The organism is Dyadobacter psychrotolerans (assembly GCF_004349265.1).
Lineage (GTDB): Bacteria > Bacteroidota > Bacteroidia > Cytophagales > Spirosomataceae > Dyadobacter > Dyadobacter psychrotolerans.
In genome coordinates, this window is record NZ_SMFL01000009.1 from 209,830 (window position 1) to 231,954 (window position 22,125).

At 41.8% G+C, this 22,125-nt stretch carries 17 protein-coding genes; 4 read left to right on the top strand and 13 right to left on the bottom strand.

The features are described 5' to 3' along the window. Positions 1-99: 99 nt before the first annotated feature. Positions 100-1,335, bottom strand: a complete 1,236-nt coding sequence (locus E0F88_RS22575; RefSeq protein ID WP_131960548.1) for a 4-hydroxy-3-methylbut-2-enyl diphosphate reductase — start codon at positions 1,333-1,335, stop codon at positions 100-102. 222 nt (positions 1,336-1,557) lie between these two features. Between E0F88_RS22575 and E0F88_RS22580 the strand changes: the two genes are divergently transcribed. The 3 genes from E0F88_RS22580 to E0F88_RS22590 all read left to right on the top strand — a co-directional run bounded on the left by E0F88_RS22580 (position 1,558) and on the right by E0F88_RS22590 (position 3,859). Next, complete coding sequence (locus tag E0F88_RS22580; RefSeq protein WP_131960549.1) at positions 1,558-2,124, top strand: RNA polymerase sigma factor; 567 nt, start codon at positions 1,558-1,560, stop codon at positions 2,122-2,124. Positions 2,125-2,232: 108 nt separating this feature from the next. Then, positions 2,233-2,847, top strand: coding sequence for a hypothetical protein (locus E0F88_RS22585; protein WP_131960550.1), 615 nt, complete (start codon positions 2,233-2,235; stop codon positions 2,845-2,847). Then, positions 2,807-3,859 (top strand): hypothetical protein, encoded by a 1,053-nt coding sequence (locus tag E0F88_RS22590; protein WP_229213874.1) that lies wholly within the window; start codon positions 2,807-2,809, stop codon positions 3,857-3,859. The genes E0F88_RS22585 and E0F88_RS22590 overlap by 41 nt, the downstream gene beginning before the upstream one ends. 3 nt (positions 3,860-3,862) lie before the next feature. Here E0F88_RS22590 and bshC read toward each other — a convergent pair whose 3' ends face one another. The 7 genes from bshC to E0F88_RS22625 form a co-directional block, all read right to left on the bottom strand. After that, positions 3,863-5,422 carry a bacillithiol biosynthesis cysteine-adding enzyme BshC gene (gene bshC, locus E0F88_RS22595; protein ID WP_131960551.1) on the bottom strand — a complete coding sequence of 520 codons (1,560 nt, stop codon included), beginning with the start codon at positions 5,420-5,422 and terminating at the stop codon, positions 3,863-3,865. 266 nt (positions 5,423-5,688) lie between these two features. Next, entirely contained in the window at positions 5,689-7,503 is a 1,815-nt protein-coding gene (locus E0F88_RS22600) for an acyl-CoA dehydrogenase FadE (RefSeq protein ID WP_131960552.1), read from the bottom strand. Positions 7,504-7,649: 146 nt separating this feature from the next. Beyond that, positions 7,650-10,526 carry a putative Ig domain-containing protein gene (locus E0F88_RS22605; RefSeq protein ID WP_229213875.1) on the bottom strand — a complete coding sequence of 959 codons (2,877 nt, stop codon included), beginning with the start codon at positions 10,524-10,526 and terminating at the stop codon, positions 7,650-7,652. A gap of 13 nt (positions 10,527-10,539) precedes the next feature. After that, positions 10,540-11,652, bottom strand: a complete 1,113-nt coding sequence (locus E0F88_RS22610; protein WP_131960554.1) for a glycosyltransferase — start codon at positions 11,650-11,652, stop codon at positions 10,540-10,542. A gap of 14 nt (positions 11,653-11,666) precedes the next feature. Then, positions 11,667-12,677, bottom strand: a complete 1,011-nt coding sequence (locus E0F88_RS22615; protein WP_131960555.1) for a glycosyltransferase family 2 protein — start codon at positions 12,675-12,677, stop codon at positions 11,667-11,669. Positions 12,678-12,779: 102 nt separating this feature from the next. Further along, positions 12,780-13,958: an acetyl-CoA C-acyltransferase gene (locus E0F88_RS22620; protein ID WP_131960556.1), complete on the bottom strand. Its 1,179-nt coding sequence runs from the start codon at positions 13,956-13,958 to the stop codon at positions 12,780-12,782. Between the two features lie 243 nt (positions 13,959-14,201). After that, positions 14,202-14,435: a PspC domain-containing protein gene (locus E0F88_RS22625; protein WP_131960557.1), complete on the bottom strand. Its 234-nt coding sequence runs from the start codon at positions 14,433-14,435 to the stop codon at positions 14,202-14,204. A 217-nt stretch (positions 14,436-14,652) separates the two neighbouring features. On the opposite strand from E0F88_RS22625, the gene E0F88_RS22630 reads away from it, so the two are divergent. Then, positions 14,653-20,115 carry an alpha-2-macroglobulin family protein gene (locus tag E0F88_RS22630; RefSeq protein WP_131960558.1) on the top strand — a complete coding sequence of 1,821 codons (5,463 nt, stop codon included), beginning with the start codon at positions 14,653-14,655 and terminating at the stop codon, positions 20,113-20,115. Positions 20,116-20,188: 73 nt separating this feature from the next. On the opposite strand, the gene E0F88_RS22635 is transcribed toward E0F88_RS22630, so the two are convergent. The 5 genes from E0F88_RS22635 to E0F88_RS22655 all read right to left on the bottom strand — a co-directional run bounded on the left by E0F88_RS22635 (position 20,189) and on the right by E0F88_RS22655 (position 22,121). After that, complete coding sequence (locus E0F88_RS22635; RefSeq protein ID WP_131960559.1) at positions 20,189-20,572, bottom strand: helix-turn-helix domain-containing protein; 384 nt, start codon at positions 20,570-20,572, stop codon at positions 20,189-20,191. Between the two features lie 24 nt (positions 20,573-20,596). Next, the gene (locus E0F88_RS34670) at positions 20,597-20,704 is read right to left on the bottom strand and encodes a type II toxin-antitoxin system HigB family toxin (RefSeq protein WP_220466366.1); all 108 of its coding nucleotides are present in this window, start codon (positions 20,702-20,704) and stop codon (positions 20,597-20,599) included. Between the two features lie 102 nt (positions 20,705-20,806). Next, on the bottom strand, positions 20,807-21,253 hold the full coding sequence (locus E0F88_RS22645; protein WP_131960560.1) for a DMT family transporter: 447 nt from the start codon (positions 21,251-21,253) through the stop codon (positions 20,807-20,809). A gap of 38 nt (positions 21,254-21,291) precedes the next feature. Next, entirely contained in the window at positions 21,292-21,603 is a 312-nt protein-coding gene (gene nuoK / locus E0F88_RS22650) for an NADH-quinone oxidoreductase subunit NuoK (RefSeq protein ID WP_131960561.1), read from the bottom strand. Then, positions 21,600-22,121 carry an NADH-quinone oxidoreductase subunit J family protein gene (locus E0F88_RS22655; protein WP_131960562.1) on the bottom strand — a complete coding sequence of 174 codons (522 nt, stop codon included), beginning with the start codon at positions 22,119-22,121 and terminating at the stop codon, positions 21,600-21,602. Before E0F88_RS22655 ends, nuoK begins: the two co-directional genes overlap by 4 nt. Positions 22,122-22,125 lie beyond the last annotated feature (4 nt).

Consider the following 22,125-nt stretch of genomic DNA (forward strand, 5'->3'; position numbering starts at 1 on the left):
TTACAAATAGTTATTTGCAAGATGGATGATAATCCTAATGTAAGTCTAATGTCAGAAACGAATTGATTTTAAAAAGAACAACCCTCAATTGGAAAAAAATCAACTCAATTCTCCAAGATCCGCCATTACTTCATCAACCGGCCTTGTTCCTTCAAAAAACGAAAGTAAGCGAAGCAGTATTGCTTCCACAACAGCATCCGGACAGGAAGCTCCGCAGGTTAACATAATCCGTACCGGCGACCCTTCCGGCAAATAGTTCTCCGTAACGATTTCCTCTTTCGCGTGTAAGTCGAAATGTTTGATTATTTGCCTATCAAGAATTTTATTTACTGACTCAATGAAATAGGTAGGAAATTTTCCTTCACAAAGTTCGACAAGATGGGAAGTATTGGAACTGTTGTATCCGCCTCCAACAATTACCAGATCCGCATGGTGTGTCAGCAAGGCGTAAGTGGCGTCCTGGTTGTCGTTGGTAGCATAACAAAGTGTATCACGTGTATTGGCAAAATGCGCTTCTACCTGTTCGGACCGGAGACTGTAATGCCTGATCATTACATTTTTTAAATAATCTGCAATTCCTTGTGTATCAGAAGCAAGCATAGTTGTTTGATTCACCACACCAATTCGCTGCAAATCTTTTTCCGGATTAAAACCTTCTGAAAACTGACCGGCAAATTCTTCAAAAAACCGGAGTGCCGGCAATTCTCCTGTGATAAACCTGGCAAGTGTTTCGGCCTGTCTTATGTCCTCAACAACAACAGTGGGCGCATTTTCTTTGCTATGTGAAAAAGTTGCCCTTGTTTCTTCATGAAAAGGTTTTCCGTGAACAACAATAGTATAATCTTTCTCTCCGATCTGTGCAGCACGATTCCAGACCTTTTCCACAAAAGGGCATGTAGTATCGTAAACGTAAGAATCGATACCAAGCTCGGATAGTTTTTTCTGGTTTTCAATTGTTGTTCCAAAGGCAGGCACGATAACGATATCTTCCGGTGTAAGCTCTTCCCAGGGAATAAGCTGCTTTCCCTTTGTATCCATCAAAAACTTTACGCCCCGGTCTGTAAGGTCGCGATTCACATCAGGATTGTGAATCATTTCGCTTAGTAAAAAAATCCGCTTGTCCGGATTTTCTGAAATTGCCCGATACGCAATGTCAATGGCATTTTCAACACCATAACAAAACCCAAAATGCCGCGCAATAAGAAATTGCACCGGCCCGAAGTCCAGTACAGTCGGACTGAAATCCCGTTTCAGTTTATCTTTTTTACGCCGTGTCTCCTTAATTGGCGTAATAATCCGGCTTCTGTAAAACTCAGGTATGTTAAAGGTTTTCATGGATTTTTTGGCTTTCGGCAATCAGCTGCCCGCTTTCGGCTTTTATCGTTGGCCATGCAACTTGATTAAATATCCCAAAGATACGAATGACGCATACAAAGAACAATTCAAGCCCGGGCTTTGTTCGCGTACCGCTTTTTATCAAATATTTTTAATATCATGCAACATCTTAGTCTGGATATATGTCTTTGTACCAGAACGTTCAAAAACTAAACCTTCTGCTTGAAAACAAATTTGTACATCGACCGGCATGTCGAACTGGTGGAACGCTGTAAACTCGGCGAGCGTAAGGCTCAGTATGAGTTATACAAAAGTTACTCGAAAGCCATGTTCAACATTTGCATGCGGATCATCAACCACAATGGTGAAGCAGAGGACGCTTTGCAGGAAGCTTTTGTGGATGCATTTTCCAATCTGCATCAGTTTCGGAACCAGTCGACGTTTGGTGCATGGTTAAAACAAATTGTGGTTAATAAGGCTATCAACCAGGTCAGAAGCAGAAAAGTACAATGGGTTGAAATTGATCAATGGCAGGAATCTCTGGACGGATCCGGCGTACCATCAGAGGAAATGTCAGGCTGGAATGAAGATGACACCACGCTGGAAGTGGAGCGTGTGCGTAATGCTGTATTAAAGTTGCCGGATGGGTATCGCGTGGTTTTAAGCCTTTATTTATTTGAAGGTTATGATCACGAAGAAATTGGTGAAGTGCTGGGAATCAGTGAGTCTACCTCGCGTACACAGTACATGAGGGCAAAACGTAAATTGGTAGAAATGATGGCCGTTTGACAAGATGGCGTCATTGGCAGGAAGTTTGCAGGCAGGATTGGAGTTCAGATAACATTTTAAATAAAAACATTTGAGACAAAAATTTTACACCTTACCAGTAAGTTACAAATGAAAAAGAATTCTGATAAAAAAGATCGTCTGGAGCGGTTTGTGCGGGATAACAGAGACGGATTTGACAGCTTCTTGCCTCAGGATGGTTTGTGGGACCTCATAGAAAGTAAGATTCCAGGCAATGTACAGCCAGCGGAACCAAAAAAAAACGGTAAAATTTTAAAATCCTGGAACAGTCACGCCTTTTTCGACTGGCGTATTGCAGCAGGTATAATCCTTGCCCTGGGAATTGGATTTCTGGTGTACATCAATAAAGAATATGGTGTCACACGGGATCCTGCCGTTGCCCTCAAAGTACCTTCCTATGCCCGGGAATTCAACCAGTATAGCCTTGCCATTGATGAGAAGCGGGATGAAATCATCAAGCTGACACGCCACAATCCGGAGCTCTATAAAGATTTTTCAGCCGACCTGAAAAGTCTGGAAAACAGCTATGGAAACCTTCGTTCCAATTTATCCAATGCACCCAATCAGGAGGCATTATTGCAGGCAATGGTTCAGAATCTGCAATGGCAGGTTGACTTGCTCAACCAGCAAATCAAAATTTTACAGCGTATTAATCAAGTCAAAAATGGCTACGATAAAGAAAATAATAATTCACCTGTTATATAGTGTCGTTGCGGTGCTGCCTCAGGCAGTACTGGCAGCAGATCCTGATCAGAACAGCCTGGTCGAAAAACGCAGAAATATTGTCAAGGTTTTTGATGTAAAAGATCAGGACATGCTATTGGTTGATAATCAGTTTGGTCAGGTAAAAATCAATCTTTGGGCTAAAAAAGAAATTAAAGTAGAAATCGTAATTACGGCAAATGCTCCAACAGACGGGCGTGCTGCGGAGTACTTAAGCGCGGTTGCCATCGACGAAAAAAGAGAGAAAAACCGGATCAACCTGACTACCGTTATCAGTAAAAATCAGCTGAGTTCAAACAGTTGGAATAACAGAAGAGGAGAAAAAAACTTCATCCAGATCGATTACACGGTATTTATGCCAAAAGAGAATGCATTGTTTGTTAAAAATAAATTTGGAAACACAGACATCCCTACCTTCCAGGCACCGCTGACAATCAACACAAAAAATGGTAATTTTTCAGCAGTTTCTCTCAAGAATCCGGATAATAACATAGACGTGCGTTACGGCACAGCGAAAATTGGAAAAATGGACGGCGGAAAACTCGAAAGCCATTATTCAAACATCACACTGGAACAGGTTACCAAGCTGCTTCTTAACAATAAGTTTGGGGAGCTGAGTATTGGGGATGTAACCGATTTAAACGCCGATATCGATTATTCAGGCGTAAAAATTGGGACGATACGAGGTGTAGGAAAGATAAAACTCAATTACTCCGACAACTTTAAAATCGGTGTACTGACAAATTCAACAGAAAATGTAGATATACAGGCGGCTTACTCATCTGTGGTGCTTCCGGCAGATGCAAATCGTTTTAACGTGACTGTCACCTACGGAAATTTTAGCTATCCGTCTACAAACGTAAACTTCAGTCAGCAACCTTCAAAAGAGGAAAGGACAGATAAAGTCAGGCAGTATCAGGGTAAAATCGGTACCGGTTCCGGAACAAAAATTACAATTGTCTCTAAATTTGGCGATGTTAAAATAAAAGACTAACAGTTAATCCCTGTTGTCGTCGATCAGGATGTTGTATTTGAAATCCAGCGGATCAAAAGCATCGAAGAACTTCCTGATAAAAGAGGAGTCATTTACATAAAAGCTAAGCAAATTATCATAACGTTCCTGGGCGGTTCCGTTCGGGAACAATTTATTTTGGAGATTAAGAAGCTGATCAATTTCCGACTCATGATTTCTTTCTTCAGCTCTCCTGATACGCTTTTCAAGGTTCTCCAGAGAATTTATTAATCTTGCCTGTTCCGCTTTCACAGCGCCTTCCATCGTTTTATCAACAGCAACAGCTTTTTCCAGAATCCCACTAAATACCTGCTCAAAAGCCGATTTTTGCTCATCCAGAGAAAGAACCTTTTCTGTATTTTTCTCAACGAAAACGCGGCGCAGCGCGACCTGATCCAAAAACAGATCATCATAATTGATTCTCAGTTTTTCTGCTTTTTTTCTTTGCGCATCATTGATATATAAAGCAAAGTTACGGGGAACAAGCATTGGAAAAGGAACCTGATAGTGATCAAATACGCCTTTTAACTGCATCCAGTAAGGTACCTCCGATGGCCCTCCAATGTACGCGAGATTAGGTAAAATGATCTCTTCATACAAAGGACGAAGTACAACATTGGGGCTAAAATATTCAGGGTGTTCTTCGGTCAGAGCCAGGATTTCTTCTTCTGAAAAAGACAAGCCCGTATTTAAAACATTGAAGCGATCCCCTTCACGAACAATACGTTCTCTTAAATTGCCCTGAAGATAAAAAAGGTTTATTTCTCTGGCAGTGAGAGGAGTATGGTACCCAAGTGCAGCAAGTTTCGAAGTGGTTTCAGCAACAAGTTTTTCTGATGTTGAAGTTGTCAGTTCTTCCTGAATTACCGGAAGAAAATGACGCTTTAAATCGGGATGATCGGCATCTAAGCAAACCAGACCATCCTGCCCGAACAATTCGTGCATATAACATCGTACCGCGTCAGCCAATGTCCTGTTTTCAAGATATGCTTTGGCAAATAGCAGGGGTTTAACCGGAAGATGTTTTAATATACTTTCCAGTTCTTTTGGATCCAGCCGTCCTACCGCTCCTCTATGCTCGCCTTCCCATTTATGCGTCTGCCCGAAAAGATGAAAAGAAGCAATTTCCTCAAAATCGTGATCTTCTGTTGCCATCCAGTAAACAGGAACGAAGTTGTTCTCAGGATATGCTTTTTTCAATTCCTGCGCCAGTTTAATCGTCGTAACGATTTTGTAAATTATATACAGCGGGCCAGTGAAAATATTAAGCTGGTGCCCTGTTGTCACAGTAAATGTTTTTGAATCAAGCAAAACAGAGAAATCGGGCTTGAAAGGACTTCCGTGGTATTGTTTCTCTAAAACCTCAACCAGGGTTTTGCGTTTTCCAGAATCAAAACCTGCTTTTTGCCTGATCACTTCCGCCGCGTTTTCAATCGCCGGATAATTACTGTAAAATTCGGCAAGGCCCGGTTTCTGGTCCAGATAATCAAGAAGCAACGCAGGAAACTGCCCCGTGTTACGCAGATCCACTTTTTTAAGTGTCATGAAAGGTGGTTTTTCAGTAGCTATTAGAGAATCCAACGCGTTTATTTTTGAATATTTGTTCTAGGGAAACCGTGCAAATATCGTTAAAGTTCAGGATTTCGCCATGCCGGTTGAAGTTAATGATTGTTATTGGATTATCGTCTGGCTTACCTCCATCTGCCGGCAAATGGTTTCCAAAGAAAAAGCCGAAACTGAGACAGCTCCGGCTTTCCTGATTAACATTGGTTTCTAGTTGTGCGGATTATGCATCCGGAATTTTTATCGTTTCAAAATGCATAATCATTTTTCTTAATCAGCTCATCAGCAATCCTTCGCCGCGCATCTTTCAGATTTACAGGTTCAATTTTGGTGAATCGTTTTAATCCCATCAGCATCACTCTCAATTCATCTCCTTCGGCAAAGCTTGTAATTGCCGAACGCCCTGCGTTACCGGCTTTTTCCACGGCTTTGTTCAGGTAAATTACTGCCATGTCTCTTTGAAGCGTGTTTGCTTCCTCACCCAACAGACCGATTCGTTTCTCTACACGAAGAATCACTGATTCAGCAACATAGGTTTCGATTACCATGTCGGCGATATTCATAATAATTTCCTGCTCGTCGGAAAGCTTCATCATGAATTTCTGAACGGCTGCACCGGCAATCATCAAAACTGCTTTTTTCAGATTTTTGATTACCTTTTTTTCCGCTGCGAACAATTCGTCGTCATCTTCTGTATTGAAATCGGGGATAGACATAATTTCTTTACCGACAGCCATAGCGGGCCCCATCAGATCCAACTGGCCTTTCATGGTACGCTTTAAAAGCATATCCACCACAAGCAGCCTGTTGATCTCATTTGTACCTTCGAAAATCCGGTTGATCCGGCTGTCACGATAAGCACGGTCCATAGGCGCGTCGGCAGAGAAGCCCATTCCACCATAAATCTGAACCCCTTCGTCCACGACATAATCAAGTACCTCGGAAGCGTGCACTTTCATAATGGCGCATTCAATCGCCAGTTCTTCCAGAGCCTTCAGTTTCGCTTCTGCTTCCGGCATTCCTTTTTCCAGGAAAGAAGCAGTAAGGTCATCAATACTTTGCCCGACACGATAAGCGGCAGATTCGGTGGTGAACATAGCCACAGCCATTTCGGCCAACTTAAATTTTATTGCACCAAAATTCGAAATGGAAGTACCAAATTGTTTCCTTTCATTGGCATAATTGATTGCCTGCATGGTCACTCTTTTTGATCCGCCCAATGCAGCTGCTGCAAGTTTAATCCTGCCAATGTTGAGAATATTTACGGCAATCTTAAAGCCATTCTCCCGTGCAGAGAGCATATTTTCCACCGGTACCAAACAATCATTAAAAAAGATCTGACGCGTATCAGAACCCTTTATGCCCATCTTATGCTCGGGTTCATTCATCGTTAATCCACCAAATGACTTTTCGATGATAAATGCTGTCAGGTTTTTATCTGTTTGCCCGTTTTCATCAATTTTTGCAAAAACAATAAAAACATCCGCAAAACCGCCGTTGGTGATCCACATCTTCTGGCCGTTAACCACATAATGCTTTCCATCCGGTGTCAGTATGGCTTTTGTTTTGCCTGAATTGGCATCGGACCCGGAATCCGGTTCGGTCAGGCAATATGCCGCTTTCCATTCACCGGAAGCCAGTTTAGGCAAGTATTTTTGTTTTTGCTCTTCGTTTCCATAATAGAGAATTGGCAAGGTTCCGATTCCGGTATGTGCAGACAGCGCTACTGAAAAGGAATTTCCGGCTCCTGTGGCTTCCGCAACAAGCATGGAAGTATTAAAGTCCATTCCAAAACCACCATACTGCTCGGGAACCACCGTTCCTAAAAGCCCTAGCTCACCCGCCTTATCCATCAGAGATGATATCAAATCCGGACTTTTTGCCTGATCAATTTCGTCCAGTCTTTGCCACACCTCGGCTTTTAAGAAATCACGACAGGTCTCTGCGATCATCCTTTGCTCTTCATTAAACTCTTCAGGAATAAAAATTTGTGATGCAGGTGTTTCCTTGATTAAAAATTCACCTCCTTTAATCGACGTTTTTTTATCTTCTGCAATGGCCATGGTTAGGAAATTTTGAATGATCTGAGGTTTCAATTATTAGTATGCAAGCATACTAATAATTGAAACGCAAATATATCACTAAATTATTATGCAAGCATACTGTCGAAAGATTTTTTTGCAGATACCTGGCGTTCCTGCGAGCTAAACTACTTTTTGAAGATTCTGAATTGTTTAAGAAGTTTTCCGTTGCTCTCAAGACGGACAAGATAAATCCCGGATGGAATTCCCAGGGATGTCAGATCCAGATTGGCAAGGTGATCGGTATTACCAATGTAAACGGACGGGATCTGCATTTTTTTTCCGGATGCCGTGATCAGATAATATGATATTTCTGTTCCCGACAAGTCATTTGGCAGTTTGATATTAAAAACAGATTCGACCGGATTTGGATAAAACCGCCATTCCTCCATATCCCTGGTGATATTGATTGAGTCACCGTAAGAAATACTAAATTCCATTGAATTCGACACAATCGAAGCATCTTTTTCAGTTGCCGTAACTGTTAATGTATATCGCCCCACAAACGGCACAAAACCACCTTCATTTTCATAAAGTGCATAAGGAAAACGTGATGTTTTACTGCTGATATTAACAGGCCCTTTCAGATTAAAAATAACCTGGTCGTAATCAAAGTTACCATAGGCAAAGATATTAAGTAAAGGCGGCATTGCACTGGAAGCCAGTACATCATCCTGCTGTAATGGTCTTATAATTTCCTGATTTACAGCACTTCCTCCCCGAACCAGCTCGAATCGCAGCTTTGGAATTTCTACGTTGATGATAAAAGGGATTTCAACATAAGCACCAAAGTTATCATAAGCTCTTACAATCATCCTGAATTCACCTTCCTGAGTGGGCGTTCCGGAAAGCTCATTTAAAGACAAAGTCAGCCACGAAGGACGGTTTTGGATACTGATCGATGAGATGTAGCCATCACTATCGCCAAAAATATCGCCCGGTAAAATATAAGAGAATGGATGATTCAGTGCGGTATATTTTACCGGCAGTGCACCATTGGCATAAGGTGGACTATTAAGAAACTGGGGCTCAACTACTTTTAAACTAAAATACGTTTCAACAAAAGCATTAAGATCGTCATAGGCTTTTAAGCTGACACGGTATTCTCCCAAAGCAACCGGAGTTCCGCTCAGAGTTCCATTATTGTATGTTAACCAGGATGGCAGCTCGATTATTTCCACCTTTGTTACCGAACCGTCCGCATCCAAAAATGCGTCCTTTGGAATAGTAAAGCTAAAAGCCTTGTTTATCGCAATGGTTTGATTTGTAAAGTTGGTATTGACAAGAGGTGGCTTATTTGCATTTTCTCTTGTATCTACGCGTATCGTAAAATATGCCTCGCTTTTGCCACCCTCATCATCCACACCGGTAACCAAAATACGATAGTCACCCAAAACAGTAGGCCTGCCTTTCAGCTGCCCGCCTTCAAATCTCAGCCAGGAAGGAAGCAATGAAGGGTCCATCCTCACAATCGTTCCGTCAACATCCGAAAACGTGTCTGCCGGAAGTTTATAATTAAAATCTCTGTTTACCGGAATGATCTGCATTGGAATTGGCTTGAACACATAGGGCGAGTAGTTAGAGGCGTCGTTCCAATAGGCAGCAGAAAGCAGGTCTTCTTCAAGTTTCACTTTTACAGGCTTGGGATTGGAGGGATCTGCATACGCTTTTTTGTACCAATCATTAAAAATAATGTTGGATGCCCCTCCTTTTTCAACAGCCGCGGAAAGCCGGTACGTTACTTCATCCTTGTATTCAATAGGTGTAATAGGCTTACTCAACCAATTTGCAGCAGCCTGCTGCAAAAAGGAAGTAGCACGACGCATAGAAGCTTCGGTAGATATGACTATCGGAATTATATTTGTCCCATGAGCGAAATTTTCATTAATCTGTTTAAGGTGGGTGGCGTCATCCGCTTCTGCGAGCAGAAAAACCTCGTTTGAAAAGATAAAATTTGCAGGTGCATCACTTTTTATGACATCCACAGCCCATCTGTGGTCATGTGCAAGCAGGTCATCATTAACTTTTATACCATCCGCTTTCTCGCCAAGACTCTTATATCCGGATGTTCCTCTGATTGCTGAAACGCCATCATATACGGACCCGTAATCTGCCACAAATTTAATTGAGGGATCGACCGATTTTACGGTGGCGATCATTTGGTTTAAATATTGTTTAAAAACCGTATGCCGGTATATGTAAAGATCTTTACCAAAACGCTGCTTAAACGATTGCGTAAAGTCCCACCTGCTATTAGGAAGCAAAACTTCGTCAAATGATTTGAAATGCGTTCCCCATAAGAAATTAAGCCGTTCTATTTTTGTATAATGTGGTTTTAGCCAAAGCTGAAAACCTTTTGTCATGCTGGCAGAAAAATCATAAACCGAGATTTCATCTTTCCCGTTTTCAATAATTGTATGCGAATATTCGCCTTCCTGTGTTGATGTATTGGTGACAGAAATAAATAATAAATTTTTCTCTGTCTGTAGATACTTATATCTTGTTGTCGCTTCTTTTACAAATGCTGCTCCAAGATTTACAAGAGTTTGATTGTCAAATCCATAAAAAGTATCCAGATATCCTGCCAGCAAAGGTTGTCCGGCATGATTAACCTGATTCTGAGAAGTATCCCAAAAATTTTTGACTCTCGTGGTATGCCTCCCAAGATGAATACGTAATGCCACTTTCATTCCCAGGCTGGTTGCCATTTTGATCTGCTCATCAAATCTTGCCCAGCTTGGTGTTTCTGTCGGTGAATTAATGTATATTTTATCCCACGGAATGGTTAGATACACGGAATTAAGACCAGCTTGTTTGGCCATTTTAATCAACTCAATTTCCGGGCCTTTATCTGCGGTCAGGTTCAGGCACATTAATGCCAGATATCGCTGCCTGTCCGGTTCGGATGTGCTCTGCGAATAAGTGATCAGGCTTTTTGAGATAAATAAGAGAGTAACCAGAATGGCTATGCTGTTGTTTTTCAAAAACTTTAAAATTGTAGTCATATTTAACATGCCATTACATTTTATCAATGATTTCGATCCATTGCTCATACCCATTTTTAACATTGAATGCGGCAGCACGATTTTTACTTTTTTCAGGTACTGTCACAATCTCTCCACTCATAACTTTACGCATTCCCTGAACCATCTGTTTCACACTAATATCTTCGGTTATAAATCCCATTCCCTCCTGTATAAACTCAGAAGCTCCGCCGGAAGGAAAAGATACGATGGGTTTCGACAATAGCGCGGCTTCAATCATTACCAGAGGAAATGGATCCTGCCTCGAAGTGAGTAAAAAGCCATTACCCATGTCAAGATAATTGTAGTAGTCCTCCTTTTGTTTTCCGACCAGATGAATTCTCGTTTTGCTTTTATTGTTGGAACATCTGCGCTGAATATAATAAACAAGCCCGTCGTCTATTATGTTTCCCACCCAAATCAAATGTACCTGCGCATCGTCTAACTCCTCTGCTATATCAGGCAACAAATCAAACCCTTTCCTTTCAGACGTCATTCCTGATAATACCCAAATATAGTCATTCTGAGGGATACCAAGTTCAGCCCTCAGCTGGGCTGTTCTATCAGGTTGAGGTACCACTTTTCCAGTATCTATAAATTCGTATAAAAGCGCAACATTATTGCCTCCCGCCTGTTCAATGGCTTTACAGGTAACCTGAGAGCAACCTATCAGCAAATCGGAACGTGTGATGATATTTTCCATATCGTTCCGGCTCAGATAAGCATACGTCAGAGGTAATTCATGAAAGTGCGTAATAATTTTTACAGGAAATTCTCTGGCAACCGTGAAAACTTCCGGTAATACTGTTGTATTAATATACCAAAAATCAGCCTTAAATTCCTTTGCAACTTTCCTGAGATAATTCAACGTCGGGTTGTTTCCCAGGTGAAACATAATCTTTTGCGTGAGATTATATTTTCGCGGTGCTATAAAAACGGGTATATCCGAAGGAAATTCTTTAAGCAATTCACCATTTGCAAAACTCACGATTCCTACATCAAAGCGACTGCGGTCTATTTGCTGTAAAATGTACAGAAGCATCATTTCCGAACCGGTACGGGTTGCAAAAGGTGTAAAAAAAAGGATGCGCTGTTTATCTTTTTTCATATTTGAATTTAAACTTATGAATGTGATGAAGTTAGCAAATCGATATTTTCATCAGGCGTAATTTTGTATAGTTCCTTTTTCAAAAATAAAGTCCTGAAAAAGTATTTTAACAAGACCTTCGTTTTTCTGTAATAAATTTGTTGGGTTCTTAGCTCCGAAAACGGGTTACCGGAGTTTTTCAAATTCAATACCATTTTCCAGATATACACAACCGGAATCATCAGAAGATAATGAAAAACAAGTATCAGATAGGAAAATACGCCATATTGCTTACGGATCCACAGAAAATTTGAAACCTGCATTTGTGTACTAAACCGGTTAATCCAGGAAATATTGGTTCTGCGAAAAGGATTTTTATTTTCAAGATGTATGAATGTGCAATCTTCAAAAATGCAGAGCTTACCCAGTAACCCAAGTCTCCACGACCATTCCACATCTTCTCCGTACATAAAAAAGTCTTCACTAAAACCCTTTGTCTGTTCAAATCCCTCTCTCCTGACAAAAACGAAAGCCCCAACCAGCCAGTCATACTGATCCGGATCGGAGTGGGACGGTTCGGGAAATAACCTGTGCATGATCTTATCCACAACACCCCCGGGAGGCAGAATAAAAAATGTTCTCCGGAAATCGTTGAAGCTTTTGTAAAATGGCATGGGCGAGCCATCTTCATAATGTTGCAAAGCACCACAGGCTATTATATCCTGTCTATTTTCAAGTCTTTCGTAACAGCGTTTGATGACATTATCTGTTAGAAGTGTATCGGCATTCAGAAGCAGAAAGTATTTTCCGTTGGCTACGGACATTCCCCGGTTGTTTGCTCTTCCAAAGCCGGCATTGTAATCCATGTCAATCCAATTAACCTCCGGATAGATGGCTCTAACCAGATCCCCTCCCCCGTTTTCAGGATCGTTGTCAACAATAATTATTTCAAATTTTACATCAAATGTGTGTGTATAAATAGATTTTAAACAATCAATAATAAGCTGTGGTGTGCGAAAATTTATAATAATAATGGATACATCCATAATAGAATACAATGTTTGAAGGGCAAAAATAAAGAATCTCCCCGGAAGACTGCTATATCTTCCGGGGAGACTCTCAAAATAGTATTGCAGTTATCAAACGGCCTAATTTAGTCTTTCGTATATCCCTGCAACTCCCTGTCCACCTCCAACACAGGCTGTTACCATTCCATATTTTTGATTTCGCCTTTGCATTTCATTAAAAATCTGTACAGACAGACGCGCCCCGGTTGAACCCAGAGCATGTCCCAGAGCAATTGCTCCGCCGTTAGGATTCACAATATCCGGATTGATATCCAATTCCTGGATTACAGCCAGCGCCTGGGCAGCAAAAGCTTCATTTAATTCAATTTGTTCTATATCTGCCAACTTCAATCCGGCTTGTTTCAAAGCAATCGGAATAGCTGCAACCGGACCAATTCCCATGATGCGCGGATCAACACCAGCGGTAGCGTAGGAAAGCATTCTGGCTATTGGCTTAAGGCCAAGCTCGTTTACCATTTTTTCAGACATAACCATCACAAAAGCAGCTCCATCAGAAGTTTGAGATGAGTTACCGGCTGTAACAGATCCAGCTGCCGCAAAAACCGGCTTCAATTTTGTTAAGGCTTCAAACGAAGTATCTGCCCGTGGCCCCTCATCCTGTGTTATGGTCGTTTCTTTTGTTTTTTTCTTGCCTGATGCTGCATCGAAATAGGTTTCGGTTACTTTAATCGGCACGATTCCATCAGCAAAATATCCTTCCTTCTGCGCATTCAAAGCTTTTTGATGAGAACGGAATGCAAATTCATCCTGTTTTTCGCGGCTGATATTAAAATCTTTTGCAACCTGCTCAGCCGTCAGACCCATGCTCAGATAATAATCGGGATTGCTATGCGCGATATCATAATTAAGTGCTGTTTTCCACCCCATTGTCGGAACCATCGACATCGATTCTGTTCCTCCGGCGATGATACACTCCGCCATACCCGAATGAATTTTTGCAGCTGCCATCGCAATGGCTTCTACTCCGGATCCGCAATAGCGGTTAATTGTAATTCCTGACACATTTTTTGGCAACGCCAGCAACGCAACATAGCGCCCCATCTGCATGCCTTGCTCGGCTTCTGGTACTGCATTACCTACAATCACATCATCAACACGGACTGGATCCAGATTCGGCACTTTTTCTAAAAGATATTTAATTACTTCTGCTCCCAGGTTATCAGGACGGGTAAACCGGAAACCTCCCCGTGTCGCTTTTCCAACAGCACTACGGTATCCGGCAACAATGTATGCGTTCATATATAAGGTTGGTTTTAGTTCAGTTATATTTCAGGAAATGTCTTACAACTTACAGGTAACCGCATGAACAGAATTCCGAGGTCGGTTGCAAAACAATGCAAATTAGTATGCCTGCATACCATTTGTAAAATTAGTAATTATCCACAAAACAACAAACCGCCGGATTTCGTTTTATCCGACGGTTTGCAACTACCAGTAAGTTCTGATTAATGATTTGGGTCTCGCCAGGTCTAACCTGAGATGTCAGGAGACGGAATGCCCCTGTTCAAGTCTTTTGTGCTGCGTGTTATTTGCTGGCATAACAATCCAGAAAATAATGTAAATCAATACGATTGGGAAAGGTTTTGGAATAAAAAAGGCCAGTACCAAAAGTACCCGGATGATGGTTACGTCTGTTTGAAAATAATCTGCAAATCCGGAGGCCACACCTCCAATTACTTTGCTGTCTGTATTGCGGAATAATCTATTGTTGTTCATGGCTATTTGCTGTTTTATCGTTATTGTTGATTCAAAGGTACTATGTTATGCCTGGTAGTCAAATCGCAATTGTTATGAATGGTCAAACCGATTTAGAAATGGTTATTTTTAAGGAATAAAGAATTTTGGCAAGAAGGAAAATAATTATGTTTACACTCCGTATTTTTACAAATCAGGCTGCCACACTATTTACACTCAGCTCAAATTCTCCTTCACGATGAAAAAAAATACCGTCGGGTTACTTCTTCTGCTTACAATGGTTGTATGTTTTTTTCAAAACTGCTCAACCTTCAGTGAGATCAAAATTGCAGGTACGAATTTCCAGGAGGAAATTAGTCAGTCGCAAAACCTGATTTTTACTTTTAACAAAGACCTTGTTACCAAAAGTCAGCTCGACAGCTGGGATTCTACCCGATATCTAACATTTGAGCCTGCGGTAAAAGGGAAGTTCAAATGGACTGCACCAAATGAAGTTGTTTTTTCGCCGATGGCAGGTTTTACACCGGCTACTGCTTACAAGGCTGAATTATCTTCCGAGCTTTTAAAAAATATGGGTAAGGAAAAAAAATTTAGTGTTTCCAAAGAACCAATTCAATTTCACACCCCATATCTAAACCTCATTGAAACAGAGAGCTGGTGGACCCTATCCAAAGAAACAGGCAGACAGGAAGCACGACTGAAACTGATTTTCAATTATCCTGTAAACAGCCAAAATGTTGCTGAAAGACTTAAAATTGTGCTTGTCGGCAAATCTGCTGACTATAAAATCCTGCCAACAACAGATGAAAAGTCTTTAACGCTGTCATTAGCCAATATCGGGAAAGCTGATCATAACCCAACGCCCGTTACCATACAATTGGCAAAGGGTATCAAGGCGCAAAACACATCGTACGTTACCCAGAACGACATTTCTTCCAGCACCAGTTTACCTTCTCCCCTGCATCTTGAAATAGTAGATATTAAAACAGGATTTGAAAACAATACGGCCTTCGCCCGGATCCTTACCACACAGGAACTGAATCCTGAAAGTATCGAAAGCGGTTTCAGCATAAATCCTGTATTAACTCAAAAAACTGAAATTACTGAAAATGGATTTGTGATTCGCGGAGATTTTAATGAAACGGATACGTATGCACTTTTGATAAATCAATCTTTAAAAGGAATTCTCGGACCTGCGCTTGGAGAAGAAACTTCACGCGATCTGTTTTTTGGTAAAATGCCCGCCGGAATTTCTTTTGCCAATAAAAAGGCATTGTATATGACGCCCAAAGGCTCGCGAAATATGGGCGTGCAGATCGTCAATGTCCCGAAGGTACAGGTCAAAATTGCGAAGCTTTATGCCAATAATATACTCACCTACGTTCGCAACAATCGCTGGGAAGACTATGCTTATGCAGGTGATGAATGGAAGCCGAGCGGTGCTTTTCAATATGGCGATGATACGGAAAGTAATTTCAGTGATATAGTTGTTGATAAAACGGTTGAAACTGAAAATCTGCCCCGTGCCAAAGGAATTTCCGCACTTAACATCGCCTTACCGGATGACAACCAGCGCAAAGGAATCTATCTTGTTTCGGTGAGTTCCAAAGATGAAGCTTACATGAGTGCCACCAAGCTCGTTTCGATTTCGGATATTGGATTGATTGCCAAACAGGGAAAAGATGAGATCTGGGTCTTTGCCAATTCCATTAAAACGAATGAACCGCTGGCTAATCTGGAAATAACGCTGGTTAGTTCCAATAATCAGTCCGTACATACATTTAATACAGATTCAAAAGGAATTGGGCATGCTGATAAACTGAACGAAAAGGCGCCGGGTTTTAAAATTGCCATGATTACTGCCGGCAATAAGGACGATTTCAATTATCTGTTGCTGGACGATACACGCGTGGCAACATCCCGGTTTGAAGTGGAAGGTCAGAGAGATAACATTTCCGGTTTACAGGCTTTCGTTTATGGCCAGCGTGATATCTATCGTCCCGGTGAAACCATGTTTTTTAATACAGTAATAAGAACGCAAAACTGGCAGACTGCAAAAGAGATACCACTAAAATTACGACTTGTAACACCAAACGGAAGGGAATTTAAAACCTGGCGTAAAAGTACCAATGAGCAGGGAGCCGTACAGACTGATGTTCAGCTGGATGCAGCGGTACTTACAGGGACATATATGTTGGAAGTTTACAACGGCAACGACGTTTTGCTTGCTTCACATCCCGTAAGTGTGGAAGAATTCATTCCGGATCGCATTAAAGTAGACTTATCCGGGGGACTAAAAAGCTATATTTCTGGCGGAACGGTGGTCCTTACAGCAACGGCCATTAATCTTTTTGGCCCGCCAGCTGCTGACCGGACTTACGAAATGGAGTCGCAGCTTAAAAGAAAAGGCTTTTTTGCAGCCGGTTTCCCGGATTTCTCATTCGACATTCCGGCAGTAACCTCTTTCGAAAGAGAACGAAGACAGGGAACAACCAACGCGCAGGGGCAGGCAACAGAACGTTTCGCCCTAGCCCCGGGTCTTAAAGATATTGGTGTACTGGAAGGGAAAATTTATGTTACCGTTTTTGATGAAAACGGCAGACCGGTCAACAGGCTTCATCAGTTCGAAGTTTTTACACAACCTGTTATGTACGGGGTCAGACTTCCGGCTTCCTACGTAGGCGTGAATGCTCCCGTTGCAGTTGATATTATCGGAGTAAACAGCAAAGGGAATTTACAAGGCGGATCTTCGGCAAAAGTTGAAGTGGTACGATTGGAATATCAAACGGTGGTTGAAAAGAAAAACGAACGGCTTCAGTATACCTCCCGCAAAAATGAAAAGATTGTTTATTCCAATATTTTAAGCCTTTCCAAAGGTAAGGGCACATTCCGGTATGTCCCGGTGGTGTCGGGAGAATATGAAGTTCGTGTAAGACGCCCGGGTGCGGAGCATTACACCGTATCAAACTTCTACGCCTATGGCTCAGGTTACACCCAATATTCTTCCTTTGAAGTGAGCAATGAAGGACGGATCCTGATCGAAACAGATAAACCAAAATACAACTTATCAGAATCGGCAAAAATACTTTTCAAAACACCATTTGACGGAAGACTGCTGGTAACAATCGAACGAAACAACATTCTTGAGCAGCATATTTTAACAACTGAAAAGAAAGCAGCAGAATTAAAAATTGATCTTAAACAAGAACATTTGCCCAATGTTTTCGTCACAGCTACACTGATAAGACCCTTAGACGCTTCAGATATGCCGCTTACAGTTGCGCATGGTTTTGCACCTGTTCTGGTAGAAGATACCAAACGAAAACTGCCTGTCACGATTACAGCGATCGAAAAATCCCGTTCGAATACCAAACAGCAGATAAGGGTTAAAACACAGCCGAATACACAGGTAACGCTGGCCATTGTAGATGAAGGAATTCTGCAAATCAAGAACACCAAAACGCCGGACATTCACGGTCATTTTTATCAAAAACGGGCATTGGAAGTTACCAGCCATGATTTGTATGCGTTGCTTTTTCCTGAATTAAATATTTCCGGAACATCCAGCAGTGGCGGTGATGGTTATGATCTTGAACGGAGGGTCAACCCGCTAAGCAACGGACGTACCGAACTGGTGTCATTCTGGAGCGGAGTTCTTACCACAAATGGAAATGGTGAAGCTACTTTTAATATTAATATCCCCCAATTTAGCGGAGATCTCCGGGTGATGGCTGTTGCTTACAAAGACAACGCTTTTGGATCTGCAACAAAAAATATGAAGGTAGCAGATCCGGTTGTGATCAGTTCAGGCTTACCCCGTTTTTTAAGTCCGGGTGACGAACTGATACTTCCTGTTAACATCAGCAACACCGAAAACAAAGCCGCCAGCGCAACGGTAACTTTACAGCTTAGCGGTCCATTAGCAGCCGGAGTAATTCCTTCTGTTCAAAAAATAGCAATCCCGGCCGGTAAAGAGACGCGGGCTGTTTTTGCTTTGAAAGCATTAAATACAATCGGGTCAGGGAAAGTCACTGTGAAAGTTAATGCCTTTGGCGAAACATTTTCACAGGAAACTGAAATAACGGTGCGCCCCGCTTCTCCGTTGTTAAAAACCAGCCAGTCGGGATTAATTGCCAGCGGACAGCAGGGAATTATCAATCTTGCTAATTCCTTCATTCCTTCAACAAGCCGGAGCCAGGTCGTATTTTCCCGTTCGCCACTGGTGCAGGGCGGAGGAAAAGCACTGGCCGCTTTGCTGGGTTATCCGTTTGGCTGTCTGGAGCAAACCATATCCAAAGCATTTCCACAGCTTTACTTCGCTGATTTGACAAAAGCAATGGCGGCGCCTGTTTACATGGTTAAAAACGGAGAGAGTGATTTTAACCCGATGACCAATGTACAACAGGCGATTCGGAAGATAGAATCACAGCAAATTTTCAATGGCGGCATGGTTATGTGGCCGGGAACCACCCGGGAAGATTGGTGGACAACCGCTTATGCAGTTCATTTTTTGGAGGAAGCGCGTCGTGCAGGATTTGAAGTGAATGGCAAAACGCTAAGCAAAGCAACGGATTATTTAACCGGAAAAACGAGCATAGCGGCAACGAAGGAAGTTATTTTGGCTAGTACAGGAAACGGGCTGGCTTATGGAAGTGAGCCTTCATCCGGTTCGCAGGTTCGAAAAACAGTTGCACGCAGAGAAGCCATTTACTCTTTGTATGTACTGGCGTTAACCGGAAATCCAAACCGGGCTTCAATGAATTATTACAAACAAAATCCGCAGTTGTTAACCATCGACGCCAGATATTTGCTGGCCGGAGCGTTTCAGCTGGCCGGAGATTCGAGAAGTTTTAATGCTTTATTACCAAAGAATTTAACAACAGAAAACGGCTCCCAGGTCTTTGATGACAGCTATTCATCACCTTTAAGGAATCTCGCTCTAGTGCTGAACACTTTGCTCGAATCGGATGCGGACCAGTTACAGATAACACCTCTCGCCCGGCAATTGTCTAAGGCACTTCAATCAGCTTCTTACCTCAACACGCAGGAAGCAGCTTTTGCCGTGCTGGCGCTGGGAAAAGTGGCAAAGCAAACTTCCGCCTCTACGGTGACAGCAAATATCAATGCAAACGGCAAAAATCTGGCGGTATTTAGTGGTAAAGAATTGCAGTTATCAAAAGGTATCAGTAACCAAAAAGTTGTCGTGAACGCTCAGGGAAAAGGGAATTTATACTGGTTTGCACAAAATGAAGGCATGTCGGCAACAGGAGCCTTTGTTGAAGAAGACCAGGGTTTGCGAATCCGCCGGGAATTTTTGACAAGAGATGGAAAACCGGTTGGATCATTACATCAGAATGATCTGGTTGTCGTCAAACTTTCACTTTCGAGTACCAATGGGTTATCGGTGGAAAATGTGGTGGTTACAGATATTCTTCCGGCAGGTTTTGAAATAGAAAACCCACGGATTACCGAACCCCGTGATATGCCCTGGATCAAACAGGCGTCCGTACCGGATTACCTGGATATTCGTGATGACCGGATTCATTTTTTCACAACTGCCGGTAAAACAGAAAAGACTTTTTACTACCAGATCAGGATTGTTTCCAAAGGAACATTCACCGTCGGGCCAGTAGCCGCAGATGCTATGTACCAGGGGGAGTACCGGAGTTATTCCGGTGGCAGGAAAGTGAAGGTTGATTGAGTATTTTAAATATTGACTCAAAAATAATAACCAGAGCCAATGGCAAACAAATTAACGATGTTCTTATTGTGCCTCATTTCAGTTCATATTCTGTAATTAAGGCATCTGCCGGGATGTGGAGGAATTTGCTAAACTTACGAACCATTGTTAAAGAAAGCGCCTGTTTGTAGTTTAGTACCTTACTTATTGTACCCTTATCTCCATATTCTTTGGCAAGGTCAACGGATTTATAACCAAAATCTTCCATTCTGATTTTGATTAACTCCACCGGATCTACCTCTGGTAGTTCACTCGTTTTTTCTTCGTATTCAGCAATCAGATGAGCTAATAGAAGCTTCTCTTTGTGCTCTTTTGAGTTCTGAACAGCGTACTTAACTTCCTGGTATCGGGTAAGTGCATTTTCATACTCTTGCTCATTGTCAATAAGAAACCAATCAGATTTTATTCTATTTTTCATAAAAAGGATGGTGAATGGAAGTATTCAGACTGTTGAAGCATCGACTGTATCATACTCGCTATGTGTTCCTATAAATCTTATTTCCACAATTTCATCGTCATAGTCTATTTCAACAATCAGACGATATTTTATTTCCTACTATTTTAAATCTGGCCCTGCTGCACTGATACTGCGACAGCAAACAAATTGGAAAAGCATTTTTGCTCTGGTTCTAATTTTGGTCATTACTACTACTCAATTCTTCAAAATCAAATAAACACCTGCAACCAGTAACACAGCACCAGCGATTCTTGGAAGTGTGATTTGATGCACTGCAAAGCCCTGAAAACCAAAGTGGTCAATAGTCATAGCAGCGATCATTTGACCGGCTATTACGAGGCAGATCAGGTTGGCAGGACCAATATGGCGGACAATAAAAACAACGGTTACCACATAAAACGCGCCAAATATCCCTCCGGTAAATTTTGTCCAGGAAATCTGTTTAACATCATTAATGGTGGGAACAGGATTTTGGTTAAAACAGGCAAAGGCAATAACCAGGATGATTAATCCGACTGAAAAAGACGTAATAGCTGCAAGAATCGGATTATTTAGTGACTCTCTGAGCTGTGCATTTACGCCGGACTGAACCGTATTTGAAATACCAATTAAAAAAGCTAAAAACAGGAAAAACCAATGCATGATTTGTAACGGATTTGGGAAGACCAGTTTCAGTTTAATTATCTTTTCAAATCATCTACCTGATCGGGATCAACGGTTTTGTAGTGACCGTAAACACGCATGATAATTGCCAGCGCAATGGTTACCTCTGCTGCTGCTACCACGATTACAAAAAGTGCGAATAGCTGTCCGCTTAATTTTTCAGGATCATATCTGCTAAAAGCGATCAGATTAATATTTACAGCATTAAGCATTAATTCGATCCCCAAAAGCATCCCTATGAAATGCCTTTTAGTGATGGCGATCGCAAGTCCGATGCTAAACAAAGCGGCCGCAACCAGAAGATAATGTTCGAGCGGAATAGTGTTCATTGTGCAGGATTACGGTTTAATGCCAGGTACGCAGCGCCAATCAGTGCAACCAAAAGTAAAATAGCGGCGATTTCAAACGGAAGAAGGTGGCTTGTCATCAGTTCAACTCCGATGGTCCGGATCGTAGATTTACTGCTGATGATATCTCCGGTCATCTTAAACTGAGAATCAAGAATGATATAACCTAAAAAAATAAAAAAACCTGTTCCTGTCAAAAATCCCCAGAATTCTCTGGATAGCAAAACCTCCACCCGGTTCGGCGTTGTTGAAGTGGTGTCTTTACTGGCTTTTTGTGTAAGCATAATACCAAATATCATCAGCACCAAAATTCCTCCTACGTAAACCATGATCTGGGTTACTGCGAGAAAATCTGCACCAGCCAAAACGTACAAAGCAGCCACGCCCAAAAATGTTAAAAACAGAGCAAAAGCTCCATAAATAAGGTTTTTGGAAAATAAAATAAAAAGTGCCGAAATAATGGCCAGTATAGAAAAGCTGTAAAAAGCTGCTGCTTCCATTTAA